This window comes from Aquimarina sp. 433, assembly GCF_054054605.1.
In genome coordinates this window covers 188678-213315 of sequence record NZ_JBSWZK010000005.1, presented here as the reverse complement: position 1 = coordinate 213315, position 24638 = coordinate 188678, and the positions used below count along the sequence as shown (strand labels likewise).

Sequence of the window (24638 nt, the reverse complement as noted above, 5' to 3'; positions counted from 1 at the left end):
TTTACGTTTAAGGTTTTAAAAAATAGTTATTTATACTTTAATTAAGTATATAACAATTTAGGATCTTGTTTGAGGATCCAAATAACTGTTATATGTTAATAACAGTTATATTAAAATAAACCCTAACTTTTTTTAACAATTAACTATAGTAAATTAAACTATTGCTGTTATTGTTTTGCAATCCATTCTCTAGCATTTACAAAAGCTTCTATCCAAGGAGATACTTCATCGGCTCTTCCATCTGGATAATTAGCCCAGTTCCATTGAAATGTGGAACGCTCGATATGTGGCATCATTACTAGGTGTCTCCCAGTTTTATCACACATCATAGCCGTGTTATAGTCAGATCCGTTTGGATTTGCAGGATAGGAATCATATCCATATTTAGCAACAATATTATACTGATCTTCAGAAAGAGGAAGGTGGAATTTACCTTCTCCATGAGAAATCCAAACACCTAATGTACTTCCAGCTAATGATGATAACATAACCGAATTATTCTCTTGTATTTTTACAGAAGTAAAATTACTTTCATGCTTATGAGAATCATTATGATGCATTTTTCCATGCTCACTATGATTAGGGTTAATAACTTCTAGTTCCATAAATAACTGGCAACCGTTGCAAATACCTACCGATAGTGTATCTTTTCTTTCGAAGAATTTTTTTAATGTGTTGTTCGCTTTTTCGTTATAAAGAAAAGCTCCTGCCCATCCTTTTGCTGATCCTAAGACATCACTATTAGAAAATCCTCCTACAGCTCCAATGAATTGTATGTCTTCTAATGTTTCACGTCCAGAGATGAGATCGGTCATATGCACATCTTTTACATCAAAACCAGCTAAATACATGGCATTGGCCATTTCACGCTCCGAATTACTTCCTTTTTCTCTAATAACAGCTGCTTTCGGTCTTGGTTTAGAAGCATCAATTACAGGTAGTTTTCCAGTAAAATGTTTTGGAAATTCGTATTGTAATGGCTGATTCGAGAAATTCGTGTAGCGATCTTCCGCTAGATTATTTGCAGTTTGCTTTTGATCTAAAAGATAAGAGGTCTTATACCAGGTTTTTCGTAAACTTTCTATTTCAAGTGTATGTGAATCATCTCCATTTGTAATTCTTAAGGAAGCTTCATTTGTAACACTACCAATATTGAAGAATTCGATATTGTTTTGAGATAAAACGGTTTCTACATCTGCATTAGCAGTACTCTGGAAAACAATACCGGCATTTTCAGCAAAAAGTACCTTGATAGAATCTTGCTCTCCTAGTTTAGATAGATCAATATTTGCTCCTAAGTTTATATCTGCAAAACATAGCTCTAATAATGTAGTAATCAGTCCTCCAGAAGCTACATCATGACCGGCAACAATCTTTCCATCTCGTATTAATCCTTGAATTGTATTAAACACATTCTTGAAATTCTCTGGGTTTTTTATACTCGGAGCTTCAGTGCCTATTTTATTAACGATTTGAGAAAAAGAAGATCCTCCGAGTTTAAAAGTATCTTGAGATAGATTTATATAATAGATGTTCCCTTCATTTTTCTTAAAAACAGGTTCTACTACTTTGGTAATGTCATTACAGTTAGCAGCAGCTGATATAATTACTGTTCCAGGAGAGATTACTTCTTCATTAGGATATTTTTGTTTCATAGAAAGAGAGTCCTTTCCTGTAGGTACATTAATTCCTAAATCGATAGCAAAATCAGAAATTGCTTTTACTGCTTTATAAAGCCTAGCATCTTCTCCTTCATTTTTACAAGGCCACATCCAGTTAGCAGATAGTGATACGGATTGTAATCCATCTTTAAGTGGTGCCCAAACAATATTTGTTAGTGCTTCAGCAATAGAGTTTTTACTACCAGCCTCTGGATCTATTAATCCTGAAATAGGGGAATGACCTATAGAAGTGGCAATACCTTCTTTAGATGTATAGTCCAATGCCATGACTCCACAATTATTTAGCGGTAATTGCAGAGGACCTGTACATTGCTGCTTAGCTACTTTTCCGCCTACACAACGATCTACCTTATTTGTTAACCAATCTTTACAAGCAACTGCTTCCAGTTGTAATACTTGTTCTAGATAGTCTACTATACTTTCGTTTTGATATGTAATACTACTGTAGTTACGATCAATAGTTTTATCAGTCATGATCGTTTTAGGAGAACTACCAAACATATCACTTAGTTCTAAATCCATAGGAGTATCTCCTTTGGTTTTAGACTGAAATGTAAAACGATCATCACCAGTAACATCACCCACTTGGTACATTGGAGAACGTTCTCTTTCCGCAATACGTTCTAAAGTTTCAATATCTTTTTGTCCGATAACAAGCCCCATTCTTTCCTGAGATTCATTACCAATGATCTCTTTCGCAGAGAGTGTTGGATCTCCAACTGGTAATTTATCTAAATCAATATGACCACCTGTTTCCTCTACTAATTCTGATAAACAATTAAGATGTCCGCCAGCACCATGATCATGAATAGAAACGATGGTATTAATATCACTTTCTACCATTCCTCTAATAGCATTGGCAGCACGTTTTTGCATTTCAGGATTAGAACGCTGAATAGCATTTAATTCGATACCGCTACTAAATTCTCCTGTATCAGCAGAGGATACTGCAGCACCTCCCATACCAATTCGATAGTTCTCTCCTCCCAGAATAACAATTTTATCTCCAGTAGCCGGTTGATCTTTTAATGCTTGTTCATTTTTTCCGTATCCTATACCACCGGCTTGCATAATTACTTTATCGAATCCTAATTTCCGTGCATCTTCTTCATGCTCAAAAGTAAGTACAGAACCCGTAATCAAAGGTTGTCCGAATTTGTTTCCAAAGTCTGAAGCTCCATTCGAAGCTTTAATTAAAATATCTACGGGTGTTTGATATAACCATTTTCTTTCGTCCACAGCCTGTTCCCAAGGGCGATTCTCTTCTAATCGAGAATAAGAAGTCATATATACAGCGGTTCCTGCAAGAGGTAAAGACCCTTTTCCACCCGCTAGACGATCTCTGATTTCTCCTCCAGAACCTGTAGCAGCACCATTAAAAGGCTCAACAGTGGTTGGGAAATTATGGGTTTCTGCTTTCAATGAAATAACGCTATCAAACTTTTTTTCTTCGTAAAAATCTGGCTTGTCAGCACTTTTTGGTGCAAACTGCGTTACGCTTGGTCCTTTAATAAAGGCAACATTATCCTTATAAGCAGAGATAATATCGTTAGGATTGGTCTCTGAAGTTTTCTTAATCAATTTAAATAGAGATGTAGGCTTTTCTTCTCCATCTATAACAAAAGTTCCATTGAATATTTTATGTCTGCAGTGTTCAGAATTCACTTGAGAAAAACCAAACACTTCAGAATCGGTAAGTTTTCTCCCGATTTTTTTAGCAACTTCTTCAAGATATTCAACTTCATCTGGGCTTAATGCTAATCCTTCAGCTTTGTTGTAAGCATCAATATCCTCAATCTCTAAAATTTCTTCTGGCTTAATATCTATAGTATAAATATCCTGATCTAAACGATTATACTTTTGCGAAAGCATAGGATCAAAATCAGAAAAATTAGAATCAACAGCTTTGAATTCTTCTATTCTAATGATCCCTGAGATCCCCATATTTTGAGTAATCTCTACAGCATTCGTACTCCATGGAGTAATCATAGCGGCTCTAGGACCAACAAAAAAAGCGTCAATAGACGCCGTAGATATCTTAGGTTGGTTTCCAAATAACCAGCTTAACTTTTTATTATTTTCTGTTGAGATTTCATCAGTAGTTTGTACTGCAAATACTTTCTCATTTTGGTTTCCGAAGAAATGGATCATGCTCCCAGACTTTGAGTTGTTTTTAATAAGCTGCAAATTTACTACTTTTCTATAGAAAGTGTTATATAAAAATTCAGTTGAATTATGGAGTTATTCACTAAATTTTAAACAATCCTTAAAGAAATAAAAAAGCGGCTTTCTTTAGCCGCTTTTCTTATTATCGTATCAATACTTTTTTGGTAATACTCCGTTTGGAAGAAATAATTTCTACCAATAACATTCCTTGCGGGAGGTTGGATATTAGGGTGTTTTCTAATAAATTTTTCTTTGAAAATATCAGCTTCCCTATAATGTCATAAACATTTATTTCAGCACCAGTAATATTTGCTGTGTTTATTGTTATACTTCTGTCTGAAGATGGATTTGGATATACTGTAACAAGTTTTTCCAAGTTAAGATCATCAATTCCCAGTGTAGGGTCATAACAACTCCAAGATAAATCATCAATAATTACTCTATCACTGGTAGTGGTTTTATCTGTAAAAGAAACTATAATATTTCCAGTAACATCAATGTTGTTTATAGTGGTCGTTTCTTGGACATCGCTGTAAGGTATTGTTCCTACTACTGTTCCGTTAACTTTAAGATTAAATGTTCCCGTACCACCACTAAAGGCTCTTAGCGTAGTTACGGTTAAGGATCCAATTCCTCCAGAAATTGAAGAAGATGTTAGTTCACCATTTCTAATAGTAATTGCGCTTCCTGTTAATGTTTGATCTGTTCTGGCGTCTGTAGCAGTCCATTCTCCACCGTCGTCACCAGTCCACATACGTTCAGCATATGCACTAGAAGCAGCTCCAATATTACTAAATGTTTCGGTGGCGCAATCAGTTCCGCCAGTTCCACCTGCTAATGTAGTTCCATTTACAGAAGCACTTTGTGAGGATTCATTTCCAGCTGCATCTTTTGCCAAGATGGTAAAAGCATATGTGGTTTCTGAGTTTAAACCGGTTACAGTGGTAGTAGTAGAAGAGGTAGATTTATTAAAAACACTATTTACATATACATCATACTCTGTTACTGCTATATTATCTGTAGAGGCTATCCAGGACAAATCAATACTATTTGACGTCTCATTAGAAACCATCACATTAGTCGGTACCGATGGTGCTTCTGAATCAATTGTAGAACTCCAGATCATTTCCACGTATTCCGGATGATCTATAAATGGATTTCTATTATTTTGTCTGCCAAAAATTGCATTATTTCTGTCCATCTCTCTTGTAGATACAGGATCTTGATTGTGCCAAGTGATAAGGATGTTTAAAAATGTTTGATCAAAAACTTGATCACTAGTTCCATTAAACATACTATATGAATAACTAGCTACATCATCTTCATAACGAGTTGCAAAATAAAAATGCATTCTAGCGATATCGCCTTTAAATTCATCTATAGGTTCAAAAACAGTGGCGGTATATCCTGCAGAATAACCAGAGTTCAGATTATTACCTCTTTTCGAACCATTTGTTGTAGTTAAGTTCGCTGTTTCCACCCTTCCGAAAGGAAAACTACCACGAGCCCCATTAACAAATTTGTCTGAGGGAACGACAAAATGGGCATCCGAGCGTTGCGGAGTAACCTGATTAAAAACAGATTGCGGAATGATATGTTCTCTATTATAAAATTCTCCTTCTGAAGTTCCTCCAGTTCCAGGGTCTTGATCTGTAAAGTGAGTATATTCGTAATCATCAGCACCTGTAGGGTTTTCTGAATACATGTCTAGGACACTTCCATTATTTTCATAATAGGAATCCGAATCTGATGCTACATAAGTAGTGTACAATCCACTATATCCAGGATCTGTTGATTGAAACTCAGGAGATAATCCATCATTATCACTATCAATAATATTTTTTAACTGCGTTTTTAGTGTATATCCAGACCCTGTAGCCGAATTGTAATATCCAGTAGGAACCTGACTAAACCCTATACAAAATGTACAAAGCGCAATAAGAAGTAGTTTTGTTTTCATTGTTTGTTACGTAAGTTGAGTTATTTTCTTTGTAGCAATGCCATATAGAATCCATCAAAACCTGATTCTGATGAAAGTACTTTTTTGTCTTTTACAAAGGTAAATTCTTTTCCTATTTCTTTGTTTAAGAAAGTTTTAACCTGTTCTTGGTTCTCAGAAGGCAAAATGGAACAAGTAGCATACACTAGTTTTCCTCCTGGTTTTACCATTTTAGCATAACTCTCTAATATTTCAGATTGTGTTTGCTTTATTTTTTGAAGAAACTCTGGTTGCAATTTCCATTTGGCATCAGGATTTCGGCTTAGTACTCCTAATCCACTGCAAGGCGCATCAATGAGCACACGATCAGCTTTTTTATGGAGTTTTTTGATATCCTTAGAACTTTCTATTATTCTAGTCTCTATATTATGAGCACTTGCTCTTCTGGCTCTTCTTTTAAGTTCCTTTAGTTTGTTACCGTAGATATCCATGGCAATCACCTGACCTTTATTTTCCATTAATGCAGCAAGGTGCAATGTCTTTCCGCCGGCTCCAGCACAAGTGTCTACAATTCTCTGTCCTGGTTGTACATCTAAGAAACTAGCGACTAGCTGAGAAGAAGCATCCTGAACTTCAAACAATCCTTTTTTGAAAGCTTCTGTAGAAAATACATTGGCTCTTTCTGTAAGTTGTAATGCAAATGGATAACCTTTAATGAATTCTGTATCAATATTTTCATCTTCTAAAATACCTCTAAGCTTATCTCTAGAAATTTTTAATGTATTTGTTCTTAGTACAACAGGTGCTTGTTCATTAAGTGCTGCTATTTCTTTTTCCCAAACAGGTCCAAGTTCTTTTTCGCCCAATGCATCCATCCAATCGGGAATGGATTCTCTAAACTTTCTAATTTTACTGAGTTCATCAAATCGTCCTTTGATACGTCTTGTTGGTGTGGGACCAATTTGTTTCCAATCAGGTAATGTGATTCCACGTAAGGTGGCCCAAACAGCAAATATTCGCCAAAGATTTTCTCTGGTAAAAGGTTCAGAAACATTTGCTATCTCAGCATATAAGCGTTTCCAACGTACAATGTCATAGGTAGTTTCAGCAACGAAACTCCTGTCTCGAGATCCCCATCTCTTATCACGCTTTAATAATTTTTGAACTACCTTATCAGCATAAGCATCCTCGTTAAAAATTTCATTGAGTCCATCAATTACAGCAAATACCAAATTCCTATGTAAACGCATCCTTTATTTTTTTAAGGGATGCAAAGGTAACTCTTTGCTTTAGAATAGTATTATATTTGATCAAAAATATTGGGTATGAGATTTTTACTATCGATATCAGTTATATTCCTTTTTATAAGCTGTATACCTAAAGAACCTGAAGTGGTTGCTCACAATTTTTCTGAGATTGTAGTCACACCTTTTTATACAGATTCTGTTAGTATTCGGGCAATAACAGTTTCAAATGATGAGGTTTTCTTTGCTGGTAGTAATAGTATATATGGAATATTTCAAATAGAAGAAAACTTTGATATAAGAAAGAAAAAAGTGAGTACGTTAGAATTTGAAGGAAAAAAGATTCAATTCAGAGCAGTTGCAAGTACGAATACTCATTGTTTTTTGCTCAGTATTGCTTCTCCAGGACTTTTGTACAAAATAAATAAAGTAACTGGCGAAACGAAGCTAGTTTATAAAGAAGAACATGAAAAAGTGTTCTACGATGCTATTGCCTTTTGGAATGATAATGAAGGTATCGCGATGGGCGATCCTACAGAAAATTGCTTATCTATAATTATTACTAGAGATGGAGGAGAAAACTGGACTAGAATTTCATGTGATCAATTACCAAAAGTGGTAAAAGGGGAAGCTGCCTTTGCTGCAAGTAATGGAAATATTAGGATCGTAGGTGATAATGTATGGATTGTCTCTGGTGGAATGGCTTCTAGAGTGTTTTATTCTAGTGATAAAGGAAATACTTGGAATGTATACGATACTCCTATAATACAAGGAAAAGAAACAACAGGAGCGTATTCTATGGATTTTTATAATGAAACTACCGGAATTATTTATGGAGGCGATTACACAAAACCAGAAGAGAACTCACAAAATAAAGCGATTACAAATGATGGAGGTATAAGCTGGAAACTTATTGCAGATGGAGTAGGAGCAGGGTATAAAAGTTGTATAAGGTATATTCCTAATAGTGGTGGTAAAGAAATGGTAGCTGTAGGTTTTACCGGAATCTCAATTTCTAATGATGCTGGAAATACTTGGAAAGAAGTGAGTAAAGAAAGTTTTTATACCATTCGTTTTATAAATGATAGCCTTGCTATCGCTGCAGGTAAAAATAGAATAGCAAAAGTATCTTTTAAATAAAAAAGGTAAATGAAATAAAGTTTCCATTTACCTTTTAGTATATGTTATTGTAAAATCATCTACTAATTTGCTCTTCTTCTATCTCGTAATTGTTTTAAAAGTCGTTTGTTAAAATCCATTTCGGCTTTTACCAGTTTTAGAATCTTTTTATGTGGAATTACGGTACTTAGATTTTTAATTAACTGTTTACGTGCTAAGAATTTTTTCTCTTCGGCAGATACATAATTAGTCAAAAAATCTTCAGCTTCTTGTTCACTGATATTTTCTAGGCCATTAGCTTCTTTTATGGCGCGTATGGATTTACGTTCGTTTCTCTTTAGATTTTCCATAGCTTCTTCGTGCTCATTGTAGATGGGCCAAAATTGCTGAGCTTCTTTAGTACTTAAATCTAACTGTTCTGTAATGTATGCGATTTTTAATGCTTTTACTTTTTCTCTTGGTCCTCTTTGACCAAATGAGAAATTAACGGTAAAAATAACTACGCATAATAGTAATATCTTTTTCATGTTTTAATATCTTGTTTTAGAGATTACATGGAAACGACGGTTCATTTCCTTTTCGTAAATCCAAATATTTTTTATAGTTTGTTTCATGCTTTCTCTTATTCTGTGTATATGATATCATCCGACAATTCTTCATCAGAAAGATAAGATTCTAATTCTTCTTCACTAATCTCTTCATCTACGAAGGTATCAGTTAAACTAATTTCTTCATCTAATAATTCCGCTATTTCCGAGTCACTAAACTCTGCGTTACCATCATCAAAATACTGTTGGATGTCTGCAATTGCTACACTCCCGAAAGCATCTTCAATTTTTTTATCTGAAGGAAACACCACTGAAATTAAAATTGCAATCATAGCTGCTATACTTATTACATATACTATATTCTTACGAGATACCAATGATATCACCTTTGGTTCTGCATTAGCTTTGGTAACAGTTTTTTCTAAAATATTTTTTTCTACTGTTTCAAAATAGTTACCAGGAGTAGTGAAATTATTTTTCGAAATTAGATCTAGAGAAGGAGAATCTTCCTTATGTATTGCTAGTGTATCTAATAACTGTTCTTCTAAGTTGTTTAGATAACCTTCTGGTGCTGTAAAGCCTGATTTTAAATCATCTGAAAGAATAGAAGATGCTTCTTTATCCTTAGCAATTTTATCAAAAAGCTTCCCTTCGAAAGTATCGAAATAGTCTTTCGGGATTTTAAATCCTTGTTTGTCGTTATGTAGATTATTCTTTTTCACTATATATAAGACGATGTAAAAGTAAAAAGGTTTAATTGGTTTTTAAGAATTCTTCTATTTTTTTAGAAGCCAAATGGTAAGAAGCTTTTAATGCTCCTTCGCTGGTTTCTAAAATATCAGACATTTCTTTGTATTTTAATTCCTGAAAATATTTCATATTAAACACCTGTTGCTGCTTTTGAGGTAATTGTGCAATTGCTTTTTGTAACTTAAGCTGTATAGCATTACCTTCAAAATAGACATCAGCTTCTAAGTTTTGAATCAGTTGCTGTTGTAACTCTTCATTACTGATATTATATTTTTTTGCTTTCTGGTTTAAAAACGTAATGGATTCGTTCGTAGCTATACGATACATCCATGAGTATAATTTACTTTCTCCCTTAAACTTACTAATGTTTTTGTACACCTTAATAAATACATTTTGAAGGACGTCATCAGTATCATCATGACTTTTTACCATGTTTCTGATATGCCAATATAGTCGTTCCTTATATAATGAAACGAGTTTTGCAAAAGCTTGATTGATATCCTTATCAGTTTGTAATGCTGTAAGTAGGTTTTCTTCTTCTATACTATTCAAAAGCAAATTATAGTTTTAAACGGTTAGTGGTAACATACGTTAATTTACTCTTAGACTAAGTTAAGTAAAAAAGGTTTAATGCGTATTTAAATTTATTTTTTGTAGGAAAATGTAGGAATATTGTTATATTTAATAGATAAAATACGTTAAAATTAGATAAAAAACGTTTTTTATTTGGAAATTAAAAAATAACTCTTATCTTTGTCATGTAATTATGAGTTAAAGTTTTCATTTCCCCCAAAATGAAAAAGTTTTTTAAAAGTTGAGTTTTTATTTTATAAAATGCCCCCTAGATTAAAGATGATTTGTTTCGAAAAAGAGTGCTATTAGGCACTCTTTTTTGTTTTATTGATGTTTATTTAAATTTACGCATCAATCTAATGATTATAAAAAAGTAAGAAAAATACTACTTTATTATAATTTTTGATTTTTAAACAAAGATAAAAAGCTTTTTTTTTGGATAAAAAGCTTATAAAATTTGTTTAAATGAAAAATAGTAGTATCTTTACAGTGTAATTAAGAGTTAGTACTTTCATTAAACCCCAAGATGAAAGTTTTTAATAAAAGTGAGTTTTAATTTTAGATTAAGCCCCTAAATTAAGATGATTTGTGTGAAGAAAAAGAGCGTGGAGACGCTCTTTTTTATTTTTATATAATTGAGATTCATGTATGTGTTATTTTGTGTTATTGAAAGAAAAATACTACAAAATGATATATTTAGGTATATATAAATGTTAAAATGCATTTTTTTTAGATAAAATACACAAAAAAGTTTGTGTATTCGAATTTGAGTTGTATATTTACAAAGTGAAAATGAGTTAGTGCTTTCATTTCCCCCAAAGTGAGAGTTTTTATAAAAGTGAGTTTTAATTTTAGATTAAGCCCCTAAATTAAGATGATTTGTGTGAAGAAAAAGAGCGTGGAGACGCTCTTTTTTATTTTTATGTAATTGACAATCAGTTTGTTTAGTTGTCAAAAGATTGCATGGTTACTAATTTTTGATAAGCACCGTTTTTAGCAATCAGTTCCTCATGAGTACCTTGTTCTACAATTTTTCCTTTTTGCATTACAACGATTAAATCTGAATTTTGTATTGTAGATAGTCTATGCGCAATTACAATACTCGTTCGATTCTTCATCATATTTTCTAATGCTGATTGTACTAATCGTTCACTTTCTGTATCCAGCGCAGAGGTAGCTTCATCTAAGATCATGATAGGAGGGTTTTTAAGAACAGCTCTTGCTATTGATAGTCGCTGCTTTTGTCCTCCACTTAATTTATTACCACTATCTCCAATATTAGTATCAATACCTTTTGGTAAATCCTTTACAAATTCCCAGGCATTGGCAATCTTTAAGGCTTCTAATATATCCTCTTCAGAGGCATTTTCATCTCCAATAAGCAAATTGTTTTTTATAGTATCATTGAAAAGGATAGAATCTTGAGTTACCAATCCCATTAATCCTCGTAAAGAATTTTTACTAAGATCTCTGATGTCTATATCATCTATTTTTATAGCACCTTTATTTACATCATAAAATCTGGTGACTAGATTAGCAATTGTAGATTTACCACTTCCTGATTGCCCAACAAGAGCGACAGACTTCCCCTTTGGAACTTTTAGTGTAAAATCATTCAGTACATATTCATCTTCATATTTGAACGATATATTTTCTAAGAGAATATCAGAGGTGAAATCATCTTTCTGTTTTGCAGTTGGCTTGTCCTCTAGTGGAGAAGTGGTATTAAGGATTTCCAATACACGTTCTGCAGCTGCATTTCCTCTTTTTACACCATAACTTGCTTTAGAAATAGCCTTAGCAGGTGTAAGTATATTATATGCAAGTCCCATATAAACTATAAAAAGACTTGGATCAAGGGTTTTTTCAACGAGTACCATTTGCCCTCCAAACCATAATAATATTGCTATGACCGCAATTCCTAAAAATTCACTAGTAGGAGAGGCTAGATTTTGCCTATTTAATAAAGTATTGGAATAATTGTAAAACCTTGATGTAGAATCTCCGAATTTCTTTCCAAAAATCTTCTCTGCATTAAACCCTTTAATTACTTTAAGACCGCCAAGTGTTTCTTCAACAATCGAAAGAAAAAAACCTTGTTCCTGTTGTACTTGATCAGAATGTTTTTTTAACTTCTTACCAATAAGAGATATTAGAAAACCTGAAACTGGAATAAAGACAAAAACAAAAATAGTAAGCTTAACACTTATTAATAACATAGCAAAAATTGTAAAGAGAATCATTAAGGGTTCTCTAACAATTAGTTCCAGTATGGAAAGAAAGGAATGTTGTATTTCTAAAACATCTGTAGAAATTCTTGCAATGGTATCGCCTTTTCGTTTTTCGGAAAAATAAGATAGTGGTAGGTCAACGGTTTTCTCATATAGTTCATTCCTAATATCTTTTAGAACACCATTTCTTAAAAATGTTATGAAATACATGGCTAAATAGCTAAAGATGTTTTTGAGAAAGAACATACTTATTACCAATATTACCATAAAAATTAATACATCTTCATTTCCTTGTTCTGCTTTTTGAGTGACAAAATAGTTCAGATAGCTTTCAGAATATTCTCTAACCTTAAAAATTCCTAACCATTCTGGTTTTTCATGTACTCTTTTGGTTTTATCAAATAAAACACTTAGCATCGGGAATAATGAAACCATTGCTAAAGTTCCGAATAATGCGTAAAAAATATTAGAAATTATATTTAAAACAGCATAGATTCTATAAGGCTTCGCAAAGCGAAGAATTTGTTTAAAGTAATCCATTCAATGTTTAGAGACGATAAATACCGTCGTTAATTTATTTGTAAATCTTTTTTGATGGTTGCTATTTTAGTATTCAGTTTTTGTTCCACAGTATCAAAAGCTGACAAATCGTCAAGCGTTTCTTGTACACTCATATAGAACTTAATCTTAGGTTCGGTACCACTTGGTCTTGCTGCTATCTTACTTCCAGCTTCTGTATAAAAAATTAATACATTGGATTTTGGAATGTCGATTGCCTTTTCTGTTCTATCCAAAACATTCGTTGCAATACTTGTCTGGTAATCTTCAATAAGAACGATTTTCTCATTGTTTACATGAGTAGGAGGATTGTTTCTAAGATCGATCATGGTCTGCTTAATCTCTTCAGCTCCTTTAATTCCTTTTTTGACTAGTGAAACCAGATTTTCTTTATAAAAACCATGCTCCACATATAGATTTAACAGTTCTTCATAGAAAGAACTTCCATTTGCTTTTGTGTATGCTACAATTTCACAAGCTAATAGAGTAGAGGTAACTGCATCTTTATCGCGCACAAAATCTCCAACCATATACCCAAAACTCTCTTCACCACCTCCAATAAAATGCTTTTCAGGAAAATCTTTGATCAATTTTGCGATCCACTTAAATCCTGTAAGTACTTCCATATATGATACATCGTAGGCTGTAGCTAGATTTTTCATCATAGGTGTAGATACAATAGTGGAGGCGATAAATTCATTGCCTTTTAGTAATCCTTTTTCTTTATAATGCTTTAATAAAAACCAAGTCATTACAATCATGGTTTGATTTCCATTGAGCAATTGTAATTCTCCAGCAGTATTTCTAACGGCAATCCCTAAACGATCACAATCAGGATCTGTACCAATAACAATGTCTGCGCCTACTTTATTCGCTAATTCCATAGCCATGGCTAATGCCTCTGGTTCTTCTGGATTCGGAGATTTTACTGTCGGAAAATTTCCATCAGGCACCTCTTGTTCTTTTACGATATGTACATTTTTATATCCAGCTTTTTTCAAGGTATCCGGAACAGCGGTAATAGATGTGCCGTGCAAAGAAGTAAATACAATGGTGGTATTGTCTTTGGCCTCTTGATCAGCAGCAAAACTTCCGTTTTTAACACTATTTTCTATAAAAGGAACATCGATCTCTGTATCGATCTTTTGAATAAGATCTGAATTCGTATCAAACTGAATATCTGCATAATTCAGAGAATTAATCTCTGCAATGATTTCACCATCTTGTGGAGGTACCAACTGACCACCATCTTGCCAATATACTTTATATCCATTATACTCTGGTGGATTATGACTAGCCGTTAATACAATACCACAATGACATCCTAATTCTTTTACGGCATACGAAAGTTCTGGAGTAGGTCGTAAGCTAGAGAAAAGATATACTTTAATGCCATTGGCAGAGAACACATTGGCCACCACTTCTGCAAGAGTATCACTATTATTACGGCAATCATAAGCAATTACCGTTTTGATTTCTTCGCCAGCAAATACTTTTTTTAGGTAATTACTTAATCCTTGTGTGCTTTTTCCTAAGGTGTATTTATTAATACGATTGGTTCCCACACCCATCACACCGCGCATACCACCGGTTCCAAATTCCAGATCTTTATAAAAGCTTTCTTTTAATGCTTCTGCATCTTGCTTTTGTAAGTTGGTGATTTCTTCTTGAGTTTGCTGGTCAAAAACTGGTGATAACCACTCTTCAATTCTGGTTTGTAGTGAGGTGTCTGATATTTGCATGTTTCTAGGTTTTAGTAACAAAAATACTATTTAATTTTCGTTTGTGGGGTACTTAGAAAAGGTCGTATTTGGTTAAACTTTGGTTATATATTAGTATATTAAAAAATCCTCAATTTGTCACCTGTAATTTTAATGATACCAGTATTTTCATACGGTTCTAAAGGTGAATTTTTTCGGAAATATGATATCGTTCTTTGGTTCTTTTGCTGGTAAGCATGATTTCTCCCAGAAAACCGGCTAAGAAAAACTGAGTTCCCAAAATCATAGCTGTTAGGGCGATATAAAATTCTGGTCGTTGCGCAATAAGTCTTCCTTTTTTTGCAATAAATAATTTGTCGATTCCTAAGTATAATGAGAAACAGAAACCAATGATGAACAATATAGTTCCTATCAATCCAAAGAAGTGCATCGGTCTTTTGCCAAAGCGCGACATAAACCAGATCGTTATGAGATCTAAGAATCCATTGACAAAACGATTCATCCCGAATTTCGTTTTACCATATTTTCTGGCTTGGTGTAATACTACTTTTTCACCAATTTTATTAAAACCAGCATTCTTTGCTAATACAGGAATATATCGGTGCATTTCGCCATGAACATCAACATGTTTTACAACATCTTTTTTGTACGCTTTTAATCCACAGTTAAAGTCATGTAGTTTTAATCCCGATGTTTTTCTAGCAGCAGCATTAAAAAGTTTAGAAGGCAGATTTTTAGCAATTACAGAATCGTAACGTTTCTTTTTCCAACCAGAGATTAGATCGTATCCGTCTTTGCTAATTAAATCATATAGTTCTGGGATTTCCTCAGGATTGTCTTGTAAATCTGCATCCATGGTGATGACTACTTCTCCATTCGCGGCTTCAAAACCTGCATGGAGTGCTTGGGACTTCCCATAGTTTCGTAAAAACTGTATTCCTTTTACATTAGGATCTTCTTTTGATAAGGTTTGTATAGTATTCCAGGAACCATCAGTACTACCATCATCGATAAATAAAATCTCATAGGAATAGGAATGCGTACGCATCACTTTTACAATCCACTGATATAGTTCTGTAAGAGATTCTTGTTCGTTTAATAAAGGTATTACTACAGAAATATCCATTTATTTTGATGCTTCTTTTGTTTTGTAAACTGATCCAGCGATTAAAGAAATCACTGTTCCTAAAAATACAAACCAGATGGTGTACATAATTACTCCAAAATACGATTTACTGCGATCTTGATTGGCCAGATTCTGTTTTGTTTGCTCTAACTGATCAGGACTAAATTGCTCCGTAAATCGTAATGTCATATTTGTCTGAAAATCTGGATCTATATACATATCATATATATAAGCCATTGTACAATACAATAGTCCAATCACTCCCATTATAATAATACCTGTTTTTAATGCATCAACAATCGTTAATGGGTTTTTTAGCTTTTTGTACTTTTTGATCACAAAAACAATAATATATATCTCTAATATAAATGCAAGTATAAAAGTAAAATAGTAAGCAATAGGAGAGAGTTCTAGTATTCTGAATAGATAATCTAAAGCAACTCTGGCAATTCCTGATATAATAGCTACACCAACAATATATGAGAGAAAATTTTTCTGAGAAACCTCCATAAATCGTATTAAAATGATTTGGTTGACAAATATAGGTATTCCATCTTAAGAACATTGCATAAAAAAAGACTATCTAAAAAGTTGCTTTTCGGTGTCAAACTGAGCTTGTCGAAGTTTTAATATCTAGACTTTTAATTTGTCTTCGACAGGCTCAGACTGACAATACGAGCTTTTTAATACTTTTTAGATAGCCTTTTTAAAGAATATAATTTTTTTAGTACAGAGGTTCTTTCTTTTTAACTGCAAGACAAGCTAATAAACCTACAATGATATAAATTAGGATTCCCCAGAACCAACCTTTTATTTGAGTTACTAGACCGAACTGGTTTTCTTCTTCCATCTTAGCCACTGCTTTTTCGATTTCAGATTCTGGTGTTCCGAATTTTTCCATAAAACCAACTGAAGATTCTATGATTTGTTCGTTAATTGCTGTTGCAGCATCTGGATCTATTACCACATAAATTAAGATATTAACTACCATACTGATTAGTGTACCAATAGCTACCGTAATGAGGTAAGAGGTAAAAGCATCTTTAAAACTTATGTGGCCACCTAGTAATTTTCTACTTTTTACGGCAGATACAATACCAAAGACAATAATTAAGATAGCAATACCAATTCCTGCCATCCAATTGGTGTACATACCTTGGTAAGCAGTATAAGCAATAACAGTAATAAGTGCTAAGACTACGCCTAATATTACACCAAGAGATATTGCATTAGATTTAACAGATTTTTCCATATTTATAAAATTTTTGGTTATTTAGATATAACACATAAGTACACAAATGTAGTAATTTGTTACATTTTTGATCAAAAAAGATCTGAGTGGATAGAGAAGTATGAAAGAAATTGCTAGATAAAAAACAAGCAATTAGTCAGTTTTTATTTAAAAGGATCTCTTTTCTTTTGAACGATTAAACCTCCAATTAATGAGAATAAAAAACCCATAAATAGATTTACTCCTATAGCAGCAACAATTTGAATAAGAGGTGAAGTGTATTTTTTTGTAATAGCTATTTTTCTATCAATATTTTCTTGAGTGAAATCAGTTGCATTTTCAGCAATAATTTTGATTTGTTTGTCTCCTAATTCTGTTATAATACCAGGATCAATTACTTTGATTAATATGAGTTTCCATAAAACAGCTATTAATCCCCCTAAAATTGCAACACCAATTCCAATTTTGAGTGCTTCCTTCAAATTGATAAAGTTATCATTAGATTTTTTAAAACTAATTATTGCTGTTATAATGCTAGAGATAGTAATCAAAGATAAAACTGATGCATGAAATAAATTTTGTTTTGCATAATCTCCTGTTAAGTATGTGTACAAACCAAAAAGTATAGTTAGTAAACCATAAATTAAGCCATATTTTAGGATATATTTTTTTATAGGAATACTCTTACTTTCCATTACATTATTTTGGGTTATTGTACTGTTTTCTCCCTTCAAATATAGTAAAATGTTAGTAACAAGACAGTTATTTTCTACTTTTTAGCGTAATAATTAATAAAAAAAGACTATATTTACGTTGTAAAACTACGGGTAAACCATCATTTTTATTGTTTTTTACAAGTCAAACATAATAAAAGGTAAGATGCACTTTAGCCGTTTTTTTCGCTCTTTAACTCCCAAAATATTGTAATATGAAAACAAAATTACTTTATCTAACAAGCTGCATGCTTGTATTATTTACTGCTTGTTCTGTAGATGAACACCAAAATGAACTTGAAATCGAAGAAAATAAAACTAAGGTTGTAGAACTTTTCAAAAAATTTTCTAAGGATGTTGTGGGTTCTCCAGAGTATACAAAAATTATTAATCAAATAGATGTTAAAAATTCTGAAGAATTAACAGCCGAAGAACGGGAAAGATTAGAACAAGAGTTGTTAAGTCAGCAAAGTCCAGAATTTGTTATTTTATATAATTATGTTGTTGATTTGGAATTATCTCGAGAGGAACTTCGCACTATAGTGTTTGAATACTATTCTATTTCAAAAAGAAATGCATTAGAAGTTAAGAATGATGGAGATGGTTGTGCAGTGACAAGTGCTTTAGGAGATATGTTTATATGGCTTGCAGAGTTGGTTTGTGAAGTTAAGAGTGAGCAAGTTGATGGCTGATTTCATTAAGTGATAGATTTTTTGCTTAATTAATTTTATTTCATCTTGCTATTTTATAAAAAATACTTACATTTGCACCTCGAAAATGATAAGATATAACCATGAGAAAAGATATTCACCCAGAAAATTATAGACTAGTTGCCTTCAAGGACATGTCCAATGATGAGGTTTTTATTACTAAATCTACTGCGAATACTAAAGAAACACTTGAAGTAGATGGTGTTGAGTATCCGTTAGTGAAATTAGAAATTTCAAGAACTTCTCATCCTTTTTATACAGGTAAGTCTAAACTTATCGATACTGCAGGACGTATTGACAAGTTCAAAAACAAATATGCTAAATTCAAAAAGTAATTTAGTAAATACAACAAACAGAAAGCCTTTCGATAAAGAAAGGCTTTTTTGTTTTTATACGTTACCGTATTTTTGATTCCGAATTATGAAAGTGGGTGGCGGAAGATATTTTGAAACAATAAATGTCACACTGAGCCTGTCGGAGCAAATTGTAGGTTATATTTCCTTCGACAAACTCAGGATGACACGAAGTTATTGATAAAATATATCGGATTATGGACTCATTAAAATATTTTTTTGATCTTCGACACTTGTTCGCCTATGAAGGAAGATTAGATGAACAAAACAAGTATCAATACAAAACCAATTAGAACAAACATATCATCTAAACAACTATGAACTATATTCTTTTTGATGGGGCTTCCAGAAATGCATTATTGCCTTTTACTTATACGCGTCCTGTGGCAGATATTAGAATCGGAGTTTTAACCATTCGCGAAAAATGGGAAAAATATCTAGGATATACTACTTCTACTGTTACTGAGGATTATCTAAGTGAAAAATATCCAATGGTAGAAGTCGAAGAAAATGTAATGATCAATGCTTCGTTTCTACCAACAAAAAATTTGGTAGTAATGATTCAGAACTTACAGTCAGAGCAAGCTATCTTTTATGAAGATGAACCTCTAGCTTTTTATACCAAAGAAGATCAGGAGGTGGATTTTGACACCTATGACGTGATTCAATATAGTTATGAGGTATTAACGGTAAAAAATACATGGGATATTTTTTCTAAGAATGAAGAGGCAATCAAAGAAGATTTTGCCTTACTTACAGAGGATAGAACCAGTGAGCCGATTCCAGATAGTGTTCAGGTAATTGCACCAGAGAACATATTTATCGAAGAAGGAGCAAAGCTAGCATTTGTTACTTTAAATGCTTCTAATGGTCCTATTTATATTGGTAAGGATGCAGAGATTATGGAAGGTAGCTTAATAAGAGGACCTTTTGCCTTATGTGATCATGGAACCATAAAAATGGGAGCTAAGATATATGGAGGTACCACAGTAGGGCCGTTTTCTAAAATAGGAGGAGAGGTAAGTAATTCTGTCATATTTGGATATTCTAATAAAGGGCATGATGGATTTATTGGAAATACAGTACTTGGAGAATGGTGTAATTTAGGAGCTGATACGAACACATCTAATCTTAAAAATAATTATGCTCCAGTACGATTGTGGAGTTATGAAACCGAAGGATTTGCAAAAACTGGATTGCAATTTTGTGGATTAATGATGGGAGATCATTCTAAATGTGGAATCAATACCATGTTTAATACCGGAACTGTAGTAGGAGTAAATGCTAATATTTTTGGGAGTGGTTTTCCACGTAATTTTGTGCCTAGTTATAGTTGGGGAGGAAGTAACGGCTTTTCTACCTACTTAACCAAAAAAGCTTTTGAAGTGGCAAAAGTAGTAATGGCAAGACGCAAAATAGATTTTACCGAGACAGATCAAAAAATCTTGGAGCATGTTTTTGAAGAAACAAAAACTTGGCGAAAGAGTTATGAGTAAAACCTTAGTAAGTTATAAAACGAAAAAGGGTAGTAAGTTTTCTTACTACCCTTTTTATATAAACTAAGATACACTTTTAAATAGTGCTATTTCTTTTTTATTGTCTAGTAAAGAAAGACTTTATAGCTTCTTCTCCAGGATCATTTACTGTAAATGTTGAGCTAGTAACTTCTTCTAAAGTAACGGAATAAGCGTCACCGTTTTCATATGTTGCAGGATCTCCATTTGTTGTTTCGTTAAAAATAACTAGCGTTAGGCTAGATTCTTCTTCATCATATGCCCAATATCCAGTGGCAGCATAATCATACTCTTGAGAGTCAAAATATGAAGCTTGGCAATTTTCTATAGTTGCTGAATAGTTATAGTCTCTGTAAGACTCATTAAATGTTTCGGATAGTGTTCCGTCTGCATTAAACGTGATTTTAGCTAAATTGATAGTGTAACAATACGCATCGTCTATGGTTAAACTAGTATCATTGTTACAGGTAACTGTGCTAGAATCACAAGTTTCTTCACCGACAATATCGGTGTCTGTTTCTCCTCCATAAGTAACTTCTTCTTTAGTAAGATTCCAAGTACCAACTAAATTTGGGTTTCCTCCCCAAGCTTCAACTTCTACACATACTTCTACAGGTGCACTAATATTCCCATCAGTATCATAGATACAGATTAGATAGCAAAAGGTACCTGGTGATACAGTATCTTCAAAATCTACATCAATTTCAACATCCTGATTTTTGGATTGATTTTTAGATTTACCAAATAATGTCTTTGCTTTACTATTAGATCTATTAGGTCCAGTAACATTCCAGTATTCATCTGCCATTGTTCCATCTGCAGATTGTACCTGAATGTAGGCTCCTGCATAATTTGTAGGAGCAGTAAAACTGATATCAAAACCATTTTTCTGAAAACCAGATTGTGATGTTGTACTTAGGCTAAACGGTAATGTTCCTGTTGGTGTTGGAGCATCTCCAGGAACTCTAGTACCATTAGTAATGATAATTCCGTCAGAAACATCATCAGGATTTAATGAGATTTCTTCAGTAGGGTCAGGAGTTACTGTTACGATTCCTGGTCCATTATTGGAGTCATCATCACTACAGGATACTGCGGCCAAAAACAAGGAAGCCATGGCAAATAGATAGGTTTTTTTCATTTGTTGTTTGTTTTAGATGTTAAGTGTCAGATAAAATTTACCAAAGAACGTTGGAGTTTTTGATACTCCAATTTCAATAGTTAATTCTAAAAGATTTAGGTTAATTAAAATTAATCGATGCCGAATATAGGGAAAATTCACCGATAAAATACCGTTTTTATCGATAAAAAGTTAATTTTCTTACTTTGATGATTTTTAGGAATTTATTTTTCTTTCCAAACTCGTTTTAACACCAAGAAGTTTTGTGGATTATTGGTAAGTCCCTTCACATTTTTTTGAACAAATCGTGTAGCCTGATCATAATATAAAGGTACAATAGGTGCGTGGGCAATCACAATAGAATCCATTTTTATATATAGTTGCTCTCGTGTTTTTGGATCGGTTACAGAAAAACTTTGCTCATATAATTGATCAAAAGTCTCATTTTTGAAATGCGTATAATTAGGGCCGTTTGGCGTAAAGTTTTTGCTATAGAAAGGAGATAAGAAGTTTTCGGCATCTGGATAATCGGCAATCCAACTAGCTCTGAATGTATCCAATTCACCACTCCATTTCTTCTTTCGAATGGTAGCAGGTGTCATAACATCTACAACAACAGTAAGTCCTACTTTCTCCATTTCTCTCTGGATAAACTCAAATAGGCTTTGGTAATTGTTATCCGTAGCAATCCTTATGGTAGGAGTTTTATTTCCACTTATTCGTATGTATTCTTTAATCAATTTCTCTGCCTTTTCAGGATGATACGTATATCCTTTTTGTTGGTTGTATCCTGGTAGTCCGTTTGGTATAAAACCACTATTTGCGGGTGTTCCAACTCCGTTTTTGAGATAGGTGATCATTTTTTGTCGATCAAAACCATAATTAATGGCCTTTCTGATGAGTTCTGATTTTACTTCATCATTTTCGCCATCAAGATAAAATCCCAAATATTCAGAATTTAAATAAGGGCTTTTTGTAAATGTAATCTTATCCTTGAATTTTTCTCTTAACTTACCACTAGGTGTTAATAGTTCATCTTTATAAGAAGCATCTAAACTGTTTAGGAAATCAATTTTGCCTTTTGCAAATTGTAAAAATTCGGTTTGTTTGTCTGGTAAAAAAGTTACAGAGATAGCTTCAAGATAGGGTAGTTGTTTTCCAGTTGCGTCTTTTTCAAAATACAATTCGTTTTTACGAAGAACGAGTTTGATATTTTCTTCCCATAATTTGAATTTAAACGGACCAGTGCCAATAGGATTAGCTCTAAAATCACTTCCGTAAAATTCCACAATTTCCTTAGGTACTACAGAGCAGTAGCGCATGCTCATTAGTCCGAGAAATGCAGGAAACGGTTTCTTTAATTTAATCTGAAAGGTAGTATCGTTAATAGCTTTATATTTTTCGACATTTTTTAAAACCCAATTTCCTGGAGAAGCTACTTTTGGATCTATAAGACGATTGAAGCTATATTCAAAATCTTTGGCGACAACAATTCTGGTACTGTCTGTTGTTTTGAACTCTGGATGTTTATGAAATTTTACATCATTTCTTAAAAAGAAGGTGTATGTTAGGTTGTCATCACTAATATTCCAGTGTTTAGCAATATCAGGTTGTACGTGCAATGAGTCATCAAGTTGTACTAAGCTGTTAAATAGTTGATTTGTGGTCCAAATAATCGGAGGATTTCTGGCAAAAGCTGGATCTAAGGTTTGGATATTAGAATATTCGTTATAGCGAAATATCAAATGTTCTTTATTCTTATTGTTAGTCTCATTACAAGAAATACAAAGAAGGCAAAAGTAAGTTGCTACAAAATAGTTAGTTAAAGAAGTTAATTGGTTGATTTTCAATTTTAGTAAACGAATTATTGTTGGTATCTTTGACGGCTTTTAATTAGGATACTAACAAAAGTTGGAATCATGGATTAAAAACCAGTGTAAATATAAATAGATTTCTTTCCCTGTGGAAATGACTTTATAAATGTTGATGAGAAAAAAAGTTGCTTTTTATACCTTAGGTTGTAAACTGAATTTTTCGGAAACCTCTACCATTGCCCGAAGTTTTACGGATGAAGGCTTTGATCGTGTAGATTTTTCCGAGAATGCAGATATTTATGTAATCAATACATGTTCTGTTACTGAAAATGCTGATAAAAGATTTAAAACCATTGTAAAGCAGGCACAAAAGTCTAATCCGGATGCTTTTGTGGCAGCAGTAGGTTGCTATGCGCAATTGAAGCCAGAGGAACTCGTAGCGGTTGATGGTGTTGATTTGGTATTGGGTGCCACAGAAAAATTTAAGATCACCGATTATATCAATGATTTATCGAAAAACGAGTTTGGAGAAATCCATTCTTGTGAGATAGAAGAAGCAGATTTTTATGTAGGAAGTTATTCGATAGGGGATCGAACCCGTGCTTTTTTAAAAGTGCAAGATGGGTGTGATTATAAATGTACCTATTGTACAATTCCTTTGGCTAGAGGAATCTCTAGAAGTGATACTTTAGAAAATGTGTTGAAGAATGCAAAGGAGATTTCAGAACAAGGAATCAAAGAGATTGTTCTTACTGGAGTAAATATTGGTGATTATGGAAAAGGGGAATTTGGAAACAAAAAACATGAGCATACCTTTTTTGAACTAGTTCAAGCCTTGGATGACGTTGATGGTATAGAGCGTTTGCGAATTTCTTCAATAGAACCGAACTTGTTAAAAAATGAAACGATAGATTTTGTTTCTCAGTCGAGAACTTTTGTTCCTCATTTTCATATTCCTTTACAATCAGGAAGTGATGAGGTGTTAAAAATGATGCGACGCAGATATTTGAGTGATTTATATGTAGATCGCGTAAAAAAGATCAAAGAGGTTATGCCTCATGCGTGTATCGGAGTAGATGTTATTGTTGGTTTTCCGGGAGAAACAGATGATTATTTTTTAGATACCTATAACTTTTTGTCAGAATTAGATATATCTTATTTGCATGTTTTTACCTATTCTGAAAGGGAAAATACGGTGGCAGCTTCCTTGGATGGAGTAGTGCTGCAGAATATACGAAAAAAGAGAAGTAAGATGTTACGAGGGCTTTCTGTAAAGAAGAGAAGAGCTTTCTATGAGAGTCAGATAGGAACGGAGCGAACAGTCTTATTCGAATCTGAGAATAAAGAAGGATATATTCATGGTTTTACCGAGAATTATGTAAAAGTAAAAATGCCTTGGGATCCTTCTTATGTAAATACCTTGCGAAAGGTAAAATTGACGCATATTGATGATGATGGGATGGTACGTTTTGATTTACTATAAAAGCAATCTTACAATGATTCTATTAAAATAAAAAGCCTGCTGA

General features: G+C 33.1%; 19 protein-coding genes. 5 read left to right on the top strand and 14 right to left on the bottom strand.

What is annotated here, in order from left to right; all coding sequences use genetic code 11:
• Positions 1-167: 167 nt before the first annotated feature.
• The 3 genes from purL to ACWNT5_RS12290 all read right to left on the bottom strand — a co-directional run bounded on the left by purL (position 168) and on the right by ACWNT5_RS12290 (position 7037).
• Positions 168-3833: a phosphoribosylformylglycinamidine synthase gene (gene purL / locus ACWNT5_RS12300; RefSeq protein WP_456517488.1), complete on the bottom strand. Its 3666-nt coding sequence runs from the start codon at positions 3831-3833 to the stop codon at positions 168-170.
• Between the two features lie 157 nt (positions 3834-3990).
• A complete protein-coding gene (locus ACWNT5_RS12295) occupies positions 3991-5808 on the bottom strand; it encodes an endonuclease (protein ID WP_456517487.1) in 1818 nt (605 codons plus the stop codon).
• Positions 5809-5828: 20 nt separating this feature from the next.
• Positions 5829-7037, bottom strand: coding sequence for an RsmB/NOP family class I SAM-dependent RNA methyltransferase (locus tag ACWNT5_RS12290; protein WP_456517486.1), 1209 nt, complete (start codon positions 7035-7037; stop codon positions 5829-5831).
• A 75-nt stretch (positions 7038-7112) separates the two neighbouring features.
• Here ACWNT5_RS12290 and ACWNT5_RS12285 point away from each other — a divergent pair, with 75 nt between their 5' ends.
• Positions 7113-8171 (top strand): WD40/YVTN/BNR-like repeat-containing protein, encoded by a 1059-nt coding sequence (locus ACWNT5_RS12285; RefSeq protein WP_456517485.1) that lies wholly within the window; start codon positions 7113-7115, stop codon positions 8169-8171.
• Between the two features lie 62 nt (positions 8172-8233).
• On the opposite strand, the gene ACWNT5_RS12280 is transcribed toward ACWNT5_RS12285, so the two are convergent.
• The 9 genes from ACWNT5_RS12280 to ACWNT5_RS12240 form a co-directional block, all read right to left on the bottom strand.
• Entirely contained in the window at positions 8234-8677 is a 444-nt protein-coding gene (locus tag ACWNT5_RS12280) for a sensor of ECF-type sigma factor (protein ID WP_299607608.1), read from the bottom strand.
• 95 nt (positions 8678-8772) lie between these two features.
• Entirely contained in the window at positions 8773-9420 is a 648-nt protein-coding gene (locus ACWNT5_RS12275; RefSeq protein WP_299607606.1) for a hypothetical protein, read from the bottom strand.
• A gap of 31 nt (positions 9421-9451) precedes the next feature.
• A complete protein-coding gene (locus ACWNT5_RS12270; RefSeq protein ID WP_299608097.1) occupies positions 9452-9991 on the bottom strand; it encodes an RNA polymerase sigma factor in 540 nt (179 codons plus the stop codon).
• A 974-nt stretch (positions 9992-10965) separates the two neighbouring features.
• Positions 10966-12792: an ABC transporter ATP-binding protein gene (locus ACWNT5_RS12265; RefSeq protein ID WP_299607604.1), complete on the bottom strand. Its 1827-nt coding sequence runs from the start codon at positions 12790-12792 to the stop codon at positions 10966-10968.
• Positions 12793-12821: 29 nt separating this feature from the next.
• Positions 12822-14552: a phospho-sugar mutase gene (locus ACWNT5_RS12260; RefSeq protein WP_456517484.1), complete on the bottom strand. Its 1731-nt coding sequence runs from the start codon at positions 14550-14552 to the stop codon at positions 12822-12824.
• Positions 14553-14709: 157 nt separating this feature from the next.
• Positions 14710-15657, bottom strand: coding sequence for a glycosyltransferase family 2 protein (locus tag ACWNT5_RS12255; RefSeq protein WP_456517483.1), 948 nt, complete (start codon positions 15655-15657; stop codon positions 14710-14712).
• Positions 15658-16167, bottom strand: a complete 510-nt coding sequence (locus ACWNT5_RS12250) for a DUF4199 domain-containing protein (protein ID WP_456517482.1) — start codon at positions 16165-16167, stop codon at positions 15658-15660. It lies immediately after the preceding gene.
• Between the two features lie 214 nt (positions 16168-16381).
• Positions 16382-16909: a DUF4199 domain-containing protein gene (locus ACWNT5_RS12245; protein ID WP_456517481.1), complete on the bottom strand. Its 528-nt coding sequence runs from the start codon at positions 16907-16909 to the stop codon at positions 16382-16384.
• Positions 16910-17052: 143 nt separating this feature from the next.
• On the bottom strand, positions 17053-17583 hold the full coding sequence (locus tag ACWNT5_RS12240; protein WP_456517480.1) for a DUF4199 domain-containing protein: 531 nt from the start codon (positions 17581-17583) through the stop codon (positions 17053-17055).
• A 233-nt stretch (positions 17584-17816) separates the two neighbouring features.
• Between ACWNT5_RS12240 and ACWNT5_RS12235 the strand changes: the two genes are divergently transcribed.
• The 3 genes from ACWNT5_RS12235 (at position 17817) to ACWNT5_RS12225 (ending at position 20160) form a co-directional block, all read left to right on the top strand.
• The gene (locus ACWNT5_RS12235) at positions 17817-18293 is read left to right on the top strand and encodes a hypothetical protein (RefSeq protein ID WP_456517479.1); all 477 of its coding nucleotides are present in this window, start codon (positions 17817-17819) and stop codon (positions 18291-18293) included.
• Between the two features lie 101 nt (positions 18294-18394).
• Complete coding sequence (locus ACWNT5_RS12230) at positions 18395-18646, top strand: type B 50S ribosomal protein L31 (protein WP_219008121.1); 252 nt, start codon at positions 18395-18397, stop codon at positions 18644-18646.
• 335 nt (positions 18647-18981) lie between these two features.
• Positions 18982-20160: a GlmU family protein gene (locus tag ACWNT5_RS12225; RefSeq protein ID WP_299899486.1), complete on the top strand. Its 1179-nt coding sequence runs from the start codon at positions 18982-18984 to the stop codon at positions 20158-20160.
• Between the two features lie 97 nt (positions 20161-20257).
• Here ACWNT5_RS12225 and ACWNT5_RS12220 read toward each other — a convergent pair whose 3' ends face one another.
• Positions 20258-21319 (bottom strand): hypothetical protein, encoded by a 1062-nt coding sequence (locus ACWNT5_RS12220; protein WP_456517478.1) that lies wholly within the window; start codon positions 21317-21319, stop codon positions 20258-20260.
• Between the two features lie 203 nt (positions 21320-21522).
• Positions 21523-23043: an ABC transporter substrate-binding protein gene (locus tag ACWNT5_RS12215; RefSeq protein ID WP_456517477.1), complete on the bottom strand. Its 1521-nt coding sequence runs from the start codon at positions 23041-23043 to the stop codon at positions 21523-21525.
• A 241-nt stretch (positions 23044-23284) separates the two neighbouring features.
• Between ACWNT5_RS12215 and mtaB the strand changes: the two genes are divergently transcribed.
• A complete protein-coding gene (mtaB, locus tag ACWNT5_RS12210; protein WP_456517476.1) occupies positions 23285-24595 on the top strand; it encodes a tRNA (N(6)-L-threonylcarbamoyladenosine(37)-C(2))-methylthiotransferase MtaB in 1311 nt (436 codons plus the stop codon).
• Positions 24596-24638 lie beyond the last annotated feature (43 nt).